This window comes from Methylosinus sp. LW4, assembly GCF_000379125.1.
Taxonomy (GTDB): domain Bacteria; phylum Pseudomonadota; class Alphaproteobacteria; order Rhizobiales; family Beijerinckiaceae; genus Methylosinus.
On sequence record NZ_KB900626.1, the window covers coordinates 3,826,401 to 3,840,227 of the forward strand.

The window sequence follows — 13,827 nt, forward strand, 5'->3', positions numbered from 1 at the left end:
CGCGCCCGGCTCCCCCCATCTTGACGGCGACTTCCGCCTCGGAGCCCCCATGCTGCAAGCCGCCCTGGACGCCGCCCGTCAAATCTTCTCGCCGCCCTTTCGTAATGTTCTGCTCAAGAGCCTCGGTCTGACCTTCGTCCTGCTGGCCTTGGCCTGGACGGGGCTGGACAAGGCGGCGCTGTCTTTTCTCACTGCCGACAACTATTGGTTGCGCGCAGTCGTCACCTTCGCGACCGGCGCCGGGCTCGTCGTCGGCCTTGCGTTTCTCATCGCGCCGATCTCCATCCTCGTCGCGGGGTTTTTCCTCGACGATCTCGCCGATGTGGTCGAGGAGGAGATCGATCCGCACGGGCCGCGCGGGCGTCCGCTGCCGGCCGGTCAGGCGATGGTGATGGCGCTGCGCTTCGCGCTCGTCTCGGCGGGCGTCAATCTCGTCGCGCTCTTGCTGCTGCTCGTGCCCGGCGTCAACGCCATCGTCTTCGTGCTGGCCAACGCCTATCTGTTCGGCCGGGAATATTTCGCCTTCGCCGCGACGCGCTATTGCTCGCTGGAGGAAGCTCGCGAGCTGACCCGTCGCCATGCGACGACCTTGTTCCTCGCGGGCCTGTTCATCGCCGGCTTCGTCGCCGTGCCGGGCCTCAATCTGTTCACGCCTTTGTTCGGCGTGGCCTTCATGGTGCGCCTGCACAAGCGCCTCACGGCCCCGGCGGTCCGCGCGGAGGCGCGGGCGCGCTGAGGGCTGGAGAGGCGCTGGGCGCGGCTCAGGCGAGCCGCTGCGCCTGATATTGGCCGGTCTTGCGGTAGCGGTAGAGATAGGTCGGGACGATCGCCTCGATCGCCGTCGGCGTGATGCCGAGCCCTTGCAGCGTCAGCCCGGTGGCCTTGGCGTCGGCCGAGACCACATTGTCGTGGCGCAGCAGCTCCACCTGATCGACGGTCGTCGTCAGCAGGCTGGGGAAGAGGCCGAGCGAAAGCGAATGCAGCGTCTGCGTGATGCGGGCGATGAGCGCCCCCGTCGCGAAGGACAGCGGCCAGATTTTGACGTCGCGCTCGGCGACCTTCAGCGCATATTCGACCAGCGCGCGGAAGGTCTTCACCTCCGGGCCGCCGAGCTCATAGGTCGCGCCGGCCTGGGCGCGGCCGTCCACCGCCAGCGCCACGGCCTGCGCGACGTCGCCGACATAGACGGGCTGGAAGCGCGTCGCCTCGCCGATCACCGGCTCGAAGGGCAGATAGCGCGCCAGCGTTCCGAAGCGGTTGAAGAACTCGTCCTCCGGGCCGAAGACGACCGAGGGGCGCAAGATCACCGCGCCGGGGAAGGCGGCGCGAATCGCGGCCTCGCCCTCCGCCTTGGTGCGGGCGTAGGCGGAGTGGGAATTCTTGTCCGCGCCTATGGCGGAGACATGGACGAGATGCTTCACGCCCGCCGCCACGGCGGCCTCCGCGACGGCCTTGGCGCCCTGCGCATGCAGGGTGGAGAATTTCTGCTTGCCGCCCTCGGCCAGCACGCCGACCAGATTGACGACGGCCTCGGCCCCGCGCACGGCGGCTGCGACGGAGGCGGGATTGCGCAAATTGGCCTGCACCGGGAAAATCTGCCCCACCTTGCCGAGAGGCTGCAGGAAAAAGGCGAGGTCCGGCCGCCGGCAGGCGACGCGCACGCGCCAGCCGTCCCGCGCGAGGGCCGCCACGACATGGCGCCCGATGAATCCCGACCCGCCGAACACCGTCACGATCCGCCCGGCATCCTTCACATCTGCGCTCATTCTTCGCCCCACGCCGATTCGCTCGAGGAGCGATCGAAAATATCGCTCCGTTTCGGGCGGATGCTCTAGCGCGATTTGGCCGGAAAGGGAATGCGCCGCAGCAGCGTGAACGAAGCATGACGAGCGCCATTGACAAGCAGAGCGTCCGCCTCGTAAGAGAGCCGCGTTGCCCAGGTGGCGGAATTGGTAGACGCGCTGGTTTCAGGTACCAGTGGTGAAAGCCGTGGAGGTTCGAGTCCTCTCCTGGGCACCATCTCACTCTCGCAGAGTGTCTCGCTCGCTCGCTCTCGCAGGCTCGGCGATCATCGCGGGCGTCGCGGCGGCCCATGGGATGGACCTTCGCTTCGAGGACCTCGGCGCGCAGAGGGCGATCACGTCCATTTCCGCCTTTGGCGCGACCTGCGACGACGCGGCGCTCGCCGCGGCTGCGGCGGCCGGACGCACGATCGTCATCGACAGAGTGTGCGCGGTCTCGAACGACCTCGCTCTGTCCGGCGTGACGATGTGGCTCGTCGAGCGCAATGGAGGATTTCGGGTCGCGAATCGGAAAGCGCTGACCTTTGCGGACGGGGCGACGGTCGTCGCCGGCCCCTATCAGATTTTCAGCGGCCCCGGCGCGGTCAGGGGGCTGGCTTTTCCCAAGCCGGAATGGTGGGGGGACGCCGATCAGGCGGCGTCGGTGCAGGCCGCGCATGACAGCGCGAAATTCGCCGCGCTCCACCGCGGCGTCCTGACGCCGCGAAACACGAAATACGGCGTCGATCTCGGCTGCGGATTTTATACTTTCGCCCGCACGGTCGCGCTTTCGCCGGCGACGTGGTTTCCGCTTCAATTCACCGGTTGCGCGGCGGCGCTCGGCGGCACGCGAATCATGGCCTCCGAGGTATTCGAGGGCGACGCGCTCATCGATCTCGTCGCGCCTTCGTCCGCCTCCGAGCAAAACGCGTCATTCGATGTCGGCCAATTCCAGCTCGTCAACAATTCCGCCTATTCGGCGACGAGCCTTCTGCGCATCGGCAAGGATGATGGGACGTCGTTCAACCCGACGCAGCAGAACCGCATTCACGACATAGACTTCGAGAATTTCGTCAACGCCATAGAATGGCGCAATGGGCGCTTGATCGAATTTCGGCGCATCGGAATGTTCTCGACCGCGCCGCGCGCCTATTGTCTGAACATAAACCCGACGTCGAGCGCCGGCTCATTCGTCGGCGACGCCGATTTTTATCAAATGAACTGCACGCCCTGCCGCGGGACGCTGGCGTCCTGCTCCACCGGCGGAAACTTTACGCGCAACATATGGATCAAGGCCGATCACGCCGGAACGGGCGTCGCGGGCCTGCGCTTCCATGCGTGGGTCGGATATTACTCCGCGAAGAATGTGGAGATAGCGGCCTCGAACGGCGCCGCGATCTCGGACATATGGATCGAGACCGGCTCTCAATTCGACGGCCATGGCGAGGAGCGCGGTCCCGTCAATGGCGGAATTGTCGAAGCGACGGCGACCGGTGCGGGGTCGGTCATCCAGAATATAAATATCGGCAATATTTATGCGCGAGCGTCCTCGCCGAAGCATATCGGCAGCGCCTTCACTTTCTCTGCCGATGACGCCGCGGCCGCCGGCGCCGGCGTGAATTCGATAAGCATGGAAGGGACGTGGATCGCCAATGATTCGGCCGGCGGGGTTCTCGCGCATAATGTCCGCGGGATAAAAATAGACGCGATTTTCGCCTCGTCCGGGTTCGTCGGGCAGACCGCTGTTCGGCTGGAGGGATCGACCTCGGATGTGACGATCCATCTCGACATGCAATATTGCCTCGCGCCGTATCTCTACGATTACGCCGTCGTGGCGCAGGACACGGTCGGCAATGTGAAGGTTTCGCCGTCCGCCGTCTCCGGCTGCGTCAGGTCTCCGTCGTCCAATTCCTCGCGCGGGACGGGGATCGACCTATCGGGGCTCTGGCCGCGCTCTTCGGCCGATGGCCCGTCCGAGGCGAAGGGACTGGCGACGCTGCTCGGCTCGACAGTTGGCTCTCTGCCCCGCTGCAATTCCGGCGCACTCGGCCAAATCGCCTATGTGACCGACGCGAGCGCGGCCATATGGGGCGCGAAGGTCTCGGGCGGCGGCGCGACGAAGACGCTCGCGATCTGCAACGGAACGAATTGGGTGGCGCGATGAGCGGCCGCGCCGGAGGGGCTTGCAAGCCGGCCCCGACGGGACGAGAAGCGGAGACCCGCATTTTTTAAAGATCCTGCGGCCCTGTTTCGGGCGGCTCCTGGGGAAACGATCATGCGACGCGCTCTAATCGCCGTTTTCGCCCTTCTCGCTCTTGCGCTTCTCTACGCCGGCTACGCCTTTCTCTCGCTGCGCCAGCTCGAGGCGGGGGTGAAGGCGGGCGACGCCGCGGCCATTTCCGATCATGTCGATTTTCCCGCCGTGCGCGCCTCCATCAAGGAGCAGCTTTCGGCCATCGTCATGTCGCGCGCGCTGGACGAGGCGGATAGGCGCCGCAGCGCCGGTGCGCGGCTCGGCGCCGGGCTGCTGGCCGCGATCGGCCCCGCTCTCATCGACACGGCGATCGATCGCTTCGTCTCGCCCGCCGCCATCGGCGCTCTGCTGGCGCGGCGCGCGCCGGCGGCCGGCGGCGGTGGAGGCGAGGCCGGCGGACAAGAGCCGAAGGAGCTCGATCTGCGTCGCTTCGCGCATCGCTTCGAGCTTCTGTCGCCGACGCGGTTTCGCATCACCCATAAGGATGGCGTCGCCATCGTCTTCGCGCTCACAGATTGGACGTGGAAGGTCGCCGATATTCGCATCCCGCCGGATATTCTGAAAAAGATCATGCGGCCGGACGCCGGCGAGCCTCTGTGAGCGCGCGCTCGGCCGATCTTCTCGGCCATCCGAAGGGCCTCGCCTTTCTCTTCGCGACCGAGATGTGGGAGCGCTTCTCCTATTATGGAATGCGCGCTCTGCTCGTGCTCTACATGGTCGATCATCTGCTCGCGCCGGAGCGAGCGCAGAGCGTCATCGGCCTCGGCGCGCTGAAGCAGGGGCTCGAATTTCTGCTCGGCCCGCTGGCGCCGCAGCCTTTCGCCTCACAAATCTACGGGCTCTACACCGGCTTCGTCTATCTGACGCCCATTCTCGGCGGCTATCTCGCGGATCGCTGGCTCGGGCGCCGCTACACGGTGATTCTCGGCGCGGCGCTGATGATGGCCGGCCATTTCATGATGGCGTCCGAAGGCCTGTTTCTGCTGGCGCTGGTCACATTGGCGCTCGGCAATGGCGCCTTCAAGCCCAATATCGTCACGCAAGTCGGCGGGCTCTATCGGCAAGACGATCCGCGCCGCGACCGCGCCTTCTCTATCTTCTATGTCGGTATAAATCTCGGAGCCTTTCTCGCGCCGCTGGTGAGCGGCACGCTGGGCGAGACTTGGGGCTGGCATTACGGCTTCGCCAGCGCCGGGATCGGCATGGGGATCGGCCTCGCGATCTATCTTGCGGGCCTGCCGAGCTTGCCGCTCGAGGCCGCGCCCGCGCCGGTCGACGCGACTGCGACGCACGGCGATGGGCGCGCGCTGCTCGGCCTGCTGCTGCTGGCGCCGCCGGCCATTCTCTTTTGGGCGGCCTATGAGCAGCAGGGCAACACCATCGCGCTGTGGGCGGAGCGCTTCACCGATCGCCATGTCGATCTTCTGTTCTGGCGCGGCGAAATTCCCGTCACCTGGTTTCAGGCCGTCAATCCGCTGATGATCTTCCTCTTCACGCCGCCTCTGGTGGCGCTGTGGGCGCGGCTCGCGGCGGCGGGGCGGGAGCCCTCGACCATCGTCAAATTGTCGCTCGGCTGCTTTTGCCTCGGCCTTTCCTATCTGATCCTCGTTTTCGCCGCGGAGACGCGCGGGGAGGGGCTGTCGAGCTGGCTGTGGCTGGCGGCCTATTTCGCTTTGCTCACGCTCGGCGAATTGTGCTTTTCGCCGATCACGCTCTCGCTGGTGTCGCGTCTCGCGCCGCCGCGCTCGCGCTCAATGGCCATGGGCGCCTGGTTCCTCACAATGTTCGCCGGCAATTTTCTCGGCGGCTGGCTCGGCGGCTTCTGGTCGAGCCTCTCGGGCGCGGGCTTTTTCGCGCTCATCGCCGGCGCGGCCGTCGCTGCGGGCGCGATGATCGAGCTCACGCGCCGCTTTCGCTCGGGTCTCATTCCCGATTGACGCGCGCGCGCGTCGGGTTAAGAGCTTTGCGCATGACGAAGACGCATAAGGGCGCCGCGCTTCTCGGGCAGAAGGCGCCGCTGCCGCAATCGCCCGAAGAGGCCGAGCTCGACCTCGTCGCCAATCCGCATCCGGGCGAGACCTATCTCGTCCGTTTCGCCGCGCCGGAATTCACCTCGCTCTGCCCGGTGACCGGCCAGCCGGATTTCGCGCATATCGTCATCGACTATGCGCCCATGGAATGGCTCGTCGAATCGAAGTCGCTGAAGCTCTATCTCGGCAGCTATCGCAATCACGGCGCCTTCCATGAGGATTGCACCATTCGCATCGCCAAGGATCTCGTGGCCGCGATGACGCCGCGCTGGCTGCGCATCGGCGGCTATTGGTATCCGCGCGGCGGCATTCCGATCGACGTCTTCTGGCAGACGGGCGCGCCGCCCGCAGGACTCTGGCTGCCCGACCAGGGCGTGCCGCCCTATCGCGGGCGGGGGTGAAAGCCCCCTCCCCAGCCCTCCCCCGCTACGCGGGAAAGGGAGCGGATTCGGGCCTTGATCGAAGGTTCGCGAAATGTCGACGCCCCCCTCTCCCGCAAAGCGGGGGAGGGTGAGGGAGGGGGCCATCGCTCCACCTCAAGCGGAAAGCTCTTTCGCCAGCCGATCGAAGGGCAGCAACTCCTCCACCAGCGCCGGCAGATCGCGCAGCGCGATCATGTTCGGACCGTCGGAGACGGCGCTGTCCGGGTCTGGATGCGTCTCGATGAAGAGGCCGGCGACGCCCACAGCCGCCGCAGCCCGCGCCAGCACGGGCACGAAGCGCCTTTCGCCGCCGGAGGCCGCGCCGAGCCCACCCGGCTGCTGCACGGAATGCGTGGCGTCGAAAATGACTGGAACGCCGGTCGTCTCGGCGAGAATGGGCAGCGCGCGCATGTCGGAGACGAGGGCGTTATAGCCGAAGCTGGTTCCGCGCTCCGTGACCAGCGCGCCGGCGGCGCCTTCGGCGCGCAGCTTGTCGATGGCGTGGCGCATGTCCCAGGGCGCGAGAAACTGGCCCTTCTTCACATTGACGACGCGCCCCGTGCGCGCCGCCGCCGCCAGAAGATCGGTCTGCCGGCAGAGGAAGGCGGGGATTTGCAGAATATCCGCCACTTCCGCGACAGGCGCGCATTGCGTCGTCTCATGGACGTCGGTGAGGATGGGAAGGCCGAAGCGCTCCTCGATCTCGGCGAAGATCGGCAGAGCGGCGGCAAGGCCGAGGCCGCGTCCTGAGGAGCCGGAGCTGCGATTGGCCTTGTCGAAAGAGGCTTTGAAGACCACGCCAATGCTCAGCCGCTCGGCGAGCGCGGCCAGCGCTTCGGCGATCTCCAGGCCCTGCGCGCGGCTCTCCAGCGCGCAGGGGCCGGCGATGAGGGCGAGCGGCAAATGATCGCCGAAGACGACGCGGCGAGAAGCGCCGACCGTGACCGTGGAGAAATCCGCCGCTTGGCTCATCCGCGAAGCTTATCACCGATCGCGGCGCGGCGCGTCATTTGTGGGCGGCGGCGAGAGTCGCCCATGTCTGCGCGATAGTGACGGCGTAGGGCGTCGTCGGCCGGCCGATCAGCGCGCTGAGCTGGAGGCCATGGTCGAACAGCGCGCCTTTCGCCGCGCCCGCGTCGGAATCGGCCAGCAGAGCGGCGAATGCGCCCGGCAGGCCGGCGCCGACGAGAGCCCCGGCGAAATCGGCTTCGGGCAGGTTCTGATAGGCGATCTTTCGCCCCGCGACATCGCTGATCGCGGCGGCGAATTCGCCGAGCGTATAGGCCTCGTCTCCGGCCAGCTCATAGATGCGGCCGGCCTGATCCGCGCCCGTCAGCACGGCGGCGGCGGCCTCGGCGTAATCGCCGCGCGCGGCGGAGGCGATCTTGCCCGCGCCGGCGGCGCCGATGAAGACGCCATGCGCCAGCGCCGGGGCGATGGAGGCGGCGTAATTTTCCGTATACCAGCCATTGCGCAGCAGCGCGAAAGGCGTTCCCGAGGCGCGCAGGTTTGCTTCCGTCTCGCGATGTTCCTGCGCCAGCGCCAGCGGCGAGACATCGGCGCGCAGCAGGCTCGTATAGGCGAGAAGGCCGACGCCGGCCCGCGTCGCCGCCGCTATGACATTGCGGTGCTGCGCCACGCGCTGGCCCACCTCGCTCGAGGAGATCAGCAGCAGACGATCGACGCCCACGAAGGCCGGGTCGAGGGTCTCCGGGCGGGAATAATCGGCGATGCGCAGCTCCACGCCGCGGGCGGCGAGATCGCGGGCGGCGTCGCTGTCGGTTCGGCGCACGCCGGCGACGATGCGCGTCGCCGGAATGTTTCGCAGCAGCGCGGCGATGACGAGCCGGCCGAGCTGGCCGGTCGCGCCGGTGACGAAAATGCGCGGATGAGCGGAGGAAGTCATAGCGGCGTTCCTTTGGGTCTCGTTTCTGATATAAGGTCTCTAAACGAGACTTCAGAGACCGTGAAGGAGGCAGCTTTTTGGGACAAGGGGACGCCGAGGGAACCGTCTCGATGACGGCGCGGGAGGAGCTCGCGCGCAAATTCGACGAATGGCGAGGTCTGGCGCTGGATGCGAGCCGCTGTCCGGTGCGCGATGTGCTGGATCGCGTCGGCGACAAATGGTCGACGCTGATCTTGATCGCGCTGGCTGGGGGACCGCAGCGTTTCGGCGCGCTCAATCGCGCGACGCCGGATATTTCGAAGCGCATGCTGACGCAGACGCTGCGCACGTTGGAGCGCGATGGGCTTGTCGCGCGCAGGGTCTATCCGACCAAGCCGCCGAGCGTGGATTATCGGCTGACGCCGCTCGGCGTCGCCATGATGGAGCCGCTGGCCGCGCTCATTCGCTGGGCGGAGCAGAGCCATCCGGCGATCGTCGCTGCGCGTCGGCGCTTCGACGAAGGGCCTGTCGCAGACGAAGGGCTCGCCGCAGACGAAGCGCCTGCCGAAGAGAGCGCGGCGTGAGCCGGGCGCCCGTCACTCCGGCTCCTTGGCCTCCGCGGGCGTCACTTTCAGCACGGTGATGCGGTTGCGCATCTTGCGCAGCACCTCGAAGCGGAAACCGTGGAAGTTGAACACTTGCCCCGCCTCGGGAATCGCCGCCGCCTCATGGATGACGAGGCCAGCGATGGTCGTCGCCTCCTCGTCCGGCAGGCTCCATTCCATGACGCGATTGAGATCGCGCACCGGCACGGCGCCGTCGACGAGCACCGAACCGTCCTCCTGCGGGCGCACGCCCTGCATGGCGAGGTCATGCTCGTCGCGAATGTCGCCGACGATCTCCTCCAATATGTCCTCGAGCGTGACGAGGCCCATCACCTCGCCATATTCGTCGACGACGAGCGCGAAATGCGTCTTGCGCTTGAGGAAGGCCTCGAGCTGATCCTCGAGCGTCGTCGACTCCGGCACGAACCAGGGCTCGAGCGCGATATCGTCGACATTGAGCTTGGAGAAATCCGCCTTCGCCGCGTCGAGCGCGCGCAGCAGATCCTTGGAGTGGATGACGCCGATGAAATTGTCCGGGCGGTCGCGCCACAAGGGCATGCGCGTGAAAGGTGAGGCCAGCACCTCGCGCACGATCTGCTCGGGCGGCAGATCGGCGTCTATGGTGCGCATCTTGGTGCGGTGGATCATCACATCGGCGACATGCAGCACTTGTAGATCGAGCACGCCGCCGAACATGTCGCGCCAATTGCGCTCGACGGTGCCTTCCTCATGCATGATGTCGACGGCGCTCTTGAGCTCGTCATAGGGCGAGAGCAGCGTGCGGCCATGGCCGATCTCGACGCCCGCGAGCTTCAGCACACCGCGCACGAAGGCCTCCACCGCAAAGAGCAGCGGGCCGAAGACGGCGACGAAGACGCTGATGACGCGGGCGACGCGCAGGGACAGGCGGTCTGGATGGTTGATCGCCACCGTCTTGGGCAGAACCTCGGCGAAGACCAGCAGCAGCACCGTCATGATGATGGTCGCGTAGACGGCGCCGCTCTCGCCGGTGAGATAGACCAGCACGCTGGTGGTGAAGGCCGAGCCGCCGATATTGACCAGAGTGGAGCCGAGCAGCAGCGCCGCGATCATGCGATTGCGCTGGCGCAGCAGGCGATTGACCACCGCCGCGCGGCGATCGCCCTCCTTCTCCAGCGAGTGCATATGCGCATGGGAGGCGGCGGTCAGCGCCGTCTCCGAGGCGGAGAAAAAGGCCGAGAGAAGCACGCATAAAAGCACGACCAGGGTCGCGACCCATATGTCGACATTCTCCAGGCCCGCTTCCGCTCCGCCGTGCATGTTGGACCCTGCTCGCGCTACTCGCGCGTGATTTCGTCTTTGAGGAAGCTGCGCACCAGATCGACGTCCACGCCCTTGGAGACGAAGGACCGTCCGATCCCGCGCGCCAGAATGAAGGTGAGCGCGCCTCTCTCGACCTTCTTGTCCTGGAACATGGCGTCGAGCATGGCGTCGGCGTCGTCGCGCCAGCCGGGAATGTCGCGAATGCGGGTCGGCAGGCCGACGCGGGCGAGATGGCGGCCGACGCGCTCGGCGTCCTGCAGGCTGCAGAGGCCGAGCCGCGCCGAGAAGCGGAAGGCGCTGACGAGGCCGATGGCGACGCCCTCGCCATGGACGAGGCGCTCGCTGTCGTAATGGACGAGCCGCTCGAGGGCGTGACCGAAAGTATGGCCGAGATTGAGCAGAGCGCGATCGCCCTGCTCGGTCTCGTCGCGGGCGACGATCTTGGCCTTGGAGCGGCAGCTCACCGAGATCGCCTCGACGCGCGCGGCGCGGTCGGCGAAGACGGCGGAGGCGTTGTTCTCCAGCCATTCGAAGAAGAAGGCGTCGTCGATGAGGCCGTATTTCACGACCTCGGCGTAGCCGGCGCGGAACTCGCGCAGCGGCAGAGTGGCCAGAGCGTCGACATCGGCCAGCACCAGCGAGGGCTGATAGAAGGCGCCGACGAGATTCTTGCCCTGCGGCGTGTTGATGCCGGTCTTGCCGCCGACGGAGGAGTCGACTTGCGCCAGCAGAGTGGTCGGCGCCTGCACGAAGCGCGAGCCGCGCCTGACGCTCGCCGCCGCGAAGCCGGCGAGATCGCCGACGACGCCGCCGCCCAGCGCCAGCACCACATCGCGCCGCTCGATGCGGGCTTCCAAAATCTCCTCGCAGACGCGCTGGAAGACGGGGAAGGATTTGGAGGCCTCGCCCGGCTCGACGATGATCGAGACCGTGCGTATCCCGGCTTTCTCGAGGCTGTGGCGCAGCACGGGCAGCTGCAGCCGCGCGACATTGGCGTCGGTGACGATGGCGCAGGCGGCGCCCGGCGCGACGCGCGCGAGATGCTCGCCCGCCTGCTCGAGCAGCCCGGCGCCGATGATGATGTCATAGGCGCGGTCGCCGAGCCCCACCTCGACAGTCTGCGGCTCGACGGGGGCGGGCGGCGTTCGTGACGTCATGAATCTGTCGAATCCTCGTGTGGTCGCGCTCTCCGGCGCTCCATGCGCAAAGGCCAGCAGCGCGGCGATGGTCTCCTCGACCATCACCTCATGCGCAACGTCGCGGGAGAGCACGGCGATGTCGGCCTGGCGGTAGACCGGATAGCGCTCGTCCATCAGCCGGCGCAGCACGGCGGCGGGGTCGCTGGTCTGCAGCAGGGGCCGGTCGCCCTTGCGGCGCACGCGGCGCAGCAGCACGTCATGCGCGGCGTCGAACCACAGCGAGACGCCGCGCTCCTTCACCCGCGCGCGGGTGGCCTCGTCCATGAAGGCGCCGCCGCCGGTGGCCAGCACGCAGGGCTCGCCGGCCAGCAGGCGGGCGATGACGCGGCGCTCGCAATCGCGGAAATGCGCCTCGCCATATTTGGCGAAAATATCGGGGATCGACATGCCGGCCGCGGCGGCGACGATCTCTGCGTCGGCGTCCTTGAACGGCAGGCCGAGACGCTGCGCCAAGCGCTGGCCGATGGAGGTCTTGCCCGAGCCCATCATGCCGACGAGCACCAGCGAGCGGCCGAGCAGAGCGCCGCGAATGGCGCGCGCGCTGTCCTCGGGCGGAGTCTGTCCGCCCGGCCGCGCCGCATGGCCGCCGATCGCTTGCACTTTGCTCATGAGGTACAATCTACACCGCGCCGCCAGGAAATTCAGCCCCCATTTGCTCATGTGGGCAGCAGCGGCTCGAGAAAACGGCGGATGAAGTGAAGCATTCGTGGCTCGGCGAGGTCGGCTTGCCGCGCGGCCATGCGCACGCCGGCCAGCTCCGGCTTGCTCTGCGCGGCGATAAAGGCGGTCACGCGCTCCTCCAGCGCGGCGGCGGAGAGCGAGGATTGCGCGATTCGCATGCAGGCGACGCGCGGCCCGGCGAAGACGATGGTCCATTCGGGCGAAAGCCGCACCTCATGCGCCGCAATGCCGGTCTCCTCCTCCAGCTCGCGGAGCAGATTGGCCTCGAGATCGACGATCCCGTCGCGCAGGTCGCTCGGGTCCGGCGTGCCGGCGGGGAAATAGATCGCCCCGGGAGCGGAATGATCCGCCCCCATCTCGCCGAGCAGAAAGGCGCCGTCGGACGAGCGCAGCGCCGGCATGGAGAAGCAATTGTGGACGCCGCCGCCCGGAAAGCCGAAATCCCGCCAGGCGAGAAAGCGCGAGAAGCGCGTCGCGAAGAATTTGACGCCGAGCGTCCCATTCTCCCCGCGCGAGACGCCATGGGCGAGCAGCACAGGCCCGTCATAGAGCGAGGGGACCAGGGCGCGGCGCGCGGCCCAATGGGCGTCGATCTCCGCGCCGCGCAACCGATCGAAGGCCCAGTCATGCGGCTCGAGCACGCAATGCAGGGCGGCGGCGTCGGCGATCTCGATCTCGCCGCTCATAATTCCAATTCTCCGCGTTGCATTTCCACCGCATGGCCCGCCACCGTGACGGTGACGAGCCGGCCCGCCTCGATCCGCGAGCCGAGGATGATGCGGGAGGGGCGGCCCATGGCGTAGCCCTGCTCGATGACGAATTCGTGCTCGCCGTCCTCCGGCGCCTCGAAGGCGTGGGCGACGCCGGCGAAGGCCGCGGCGGCCGAGCCCGTGGCCGGGTCCTCTCCAATGCCGACGCCATTGGCGAACATTCGCGCGCAGACCGCGCTCGCCGGCTCCACCGTGTCGCTGGTGTAGAGATAGGCGCCGACCGCCTCGCCCATGACGGCCGGAAAGAGCGCCGGGTCCGGCCGCGCGCGATCCAGCGCCGCGCGGGTGGAGAGCGGAATGAAGACGAACTCCACTCCGGCCGAGAAGCGCGAAGGAATATGGCGGGCGAAGCCGATATCCGCGGCCGAGAGGCCGAGCGCGCGGGCCAGCGCTTCGGCCTCTGGCGCCGGCGCTCCGGGAAGCGGCAGGCGCGGCGCGGCGAAGCGGGCGAGAACGGCGCGGGAGGCGTCCCTCACCACATCGCAGCGGACGAGGCCGACCTCCTCCTCGAGCGCGATGACGATTCCATTGCGCGTCAGCATCTCCGGCGCGCGCTGTGTGGCGAGGAGGATCGCCGCGCCGATGGTCGGATGGCCGGCGAAAGGCAGCTCGCGCGCTGGCGTGAAGATACGCAGCCGCGCCGTGTTCACCGGGTCGCGCGGCTCCAGCACGAAGACGGTCTCGCTGAGCGCGAACTCGCGCGCGATAGTCTGCATCGTCGCGCCGTCGAGCCCGTCCGCGCCGAGCACGACAGCGAGCGGATTGCCGGCGAAACGATGCGTCGTGAAGACGTCGAGCGTGAAAAAGCGCAATCGCATGGGGAGGGCGGAGGCTCGGCTGGGGCCAAAAGGGGCAGGGCCGACATTCAGGGCCAGGAGGGCTCGCCCTGAATGTTGAG

Annotated in this window: 13 protein-coding genes and 1 tRNA gene; 7 read left to right on the forward strand and 7 right to left on the reverse strand. The window is 67.5% G+C overall.

Translation table 11 applies throughout. The features are described from left to right. Window positions 1–49: 49 nt before the first annotated feature. A complete protein-coding gene (locus tag METLW4_RS0119070) occupies window positions 50–736 on the forward strand; it encodes a sulfate transporter family protein (RefSeq protein ID WP_018267836.1) in 687 nt (228 codons plus the stop codon). Window positions 737–761: 25 nt separating this feature from the next. On the opposite strand, the gene METLW4_RS0119075 is transcribed toward METLW4_RS0119070, so the two are convergent. Then, window positions 762–1,766: a complex I NDUFA9 subunit family protein gene (locus METLW4_RS0119075; RefSeq protein ID WP_018267837.1), complete on the reverse strand. Its 1,005-nt coding sequence runs from the start codon at window positions 1,764–1,766 to the stop codon at window positions 762–764. A gap of 168 nt (window positions 1,767–1,934) precedes the next feature. Between METLW4_RS0119075 and METLW4_RS0119080 the strand changes: the two genes are divergently transcribed. From METLW4_RS0119080 to queF, 5 genes are all read left to right on the forward strand, one after another. Beyond that, window positions 1,935–2,019: transfer RNA gene (locus METLW4_RS0119080), tRNA-Leu, on the forward strand. Between the two features lie 78 nt (window positions 2,020–2,097). Beyond that, a complete protein-coding gene (locus tag METLW4_RS0119085) occupies window positions 2,098–3,945 on the forward strand; it encodes a hypothetical protein (RefSeq protein WP_210162319.1) in 1,848 nt (615 codons plus the stop codon). A gap of 111 nt (window positions 3,946–4,056) precedes the next feature. After that, window positions 4,057–4,635 (forward strand): DUF2939 domain-containing protein, encoded by a 579-nt coding sequence (locus METLW4_RS26640; RefSeq protein ID WP_051079649.1) that lies wholly within the window; start codon window positions 4,057–4,059, stop codon window positions 4,633–4,635. Then, on the forward strand, window positions 4,632–5,972 hold the full coding sequence (locus METLW4_RS0119095; RefSeq protein WP_018267839.1) for a peptide MFS transporter: 1,341 nt from the start codon (window positions 4,632–4,634) through the stop codon (window positions 5,970–5,972). Before METLW4_RS26640 ends, METLW4_RS0119095 begins: the two co-directional genes overlap by 4 nt. 32 nt (window positions 5,973–6,004) lie before the next feature. Further along, window positions 6,005–6,466, forward strand: a complete 462-nt coding sequence (gene queF / locus METLW4_RS0119100; protein WP_018267840.1) for a preQ(1) synthase — start codon at window positions 6,005–6,007, stop codon at window positions 6,464–6,466. A 135-nt stretch (window positions 6,467–6,601) separates the two neighbouring features. On the opposite strand, the gene kdsA is transcribed toward queF, so the two are convergent. Next, window positions 6,602–7,459, reverse strand: coding sequence for a 3-deoxy-8-phosphooctulonate synthase (gene kdsA, locus METLW4_RS0119105; protein ID WP_018267841.1), 858 nt, complete (start codon window positions 7,457–7,459; stop codon window positions 6,602–6,604). Window positions 7,460–7,493: 34 nt separating this feature from the next. Then, on the reverse strand, window positions 7,494–8,393 hold the full coding sequence (locus tag METLW4_RS0119110; RefSeq protein WP_018267842.1) for an SDR family oxidoreductase: 900 nt from the start codon (window positions 8,391–8,393) through the stop codon (window positions 7,494–7,496). Window positions 8,394–8,470: 77 nt separating this feature from the next. On the opposite strand from METLW4_RS0119110, the gene METLW4_RS0119115 reads away from it, so the two are divergent. Continuing rightward, window positions 8,471–8,956: a winged helix-turn-helix transcriptional regulator gene (locus METLW4_RS0119115; protein ID WP_026191635.1), complete on the forward strand. Its 486-nt coding sequence runs from the start codon at window positions 8,471–8,473 to the stop codon at window positions 8,954–8,956. 12 nt (window positions 8,957–8,968) lie between these two features. Here the strand turns inward: METLW4_RS0119115 and METLW4_RS0119120 are convergent, their stop codons facing one another. Genes METLW4_RS0119120 through METLW4_RS0119135 form a run of 4 tightly spaced genes read right to left on the reverse strand, consistent with a single transcriptional unit; the run spans window position 8,969 to window position 13,747 of the window. Beyond that, window positions 8,969–10,276, reverse strand: a complete 1,308-nt coding sequence (locus METLW4_RS0119120; protein WP_018267844.1) for an HlyC/CorC family transporter — start codon at window positions 10,274–10,276, stop codon at window positions 8,969–8,971. A gap of 17 nt (window positions 10,277–10,293) precedes the next feature. Beyond that, on the reverse strand, window positions 10,294–12,087 hold the full coding sequence (aroB, locus tag METLW4_RS27125) for a 3-dehydroquinate synthase (protein ID WP_018267845.1): 1,794 nt from the start codon (window positions 12,085–12,087) through the stop codon (window positions 10,294–10,296). A gap of 47 nt (window positions 12,088–12,134) precedes the next feature. After that, on the reverse strand, window positions 12,135–12,845 hold the full coding sequence (locus METLW4_RS0119130; protein ID WP_018267846.1) for an NUDIX hydrolase: 711 nt from the start codon (window positions 12,843–12,845) through the stop codon (window positions 12,135–12,137). Then, window positions 12,842–13,747, reverse strand: a complete 906-nt coding sequence (locus METLW4_RS0119135; protein ID WP_018267847.1) for a PhzF family phenazine biosynthesis protein — start codon at window positions 13,745–13,747, stop codon at window positions 12,842–12,844. Before METLW4_RS0119135 ends, METLW4_RS0119130 begins: the two co-directional genes overlap by 4 nt. Window positions 13,748–13,827 lie beyond the last annotated feature (80 nt).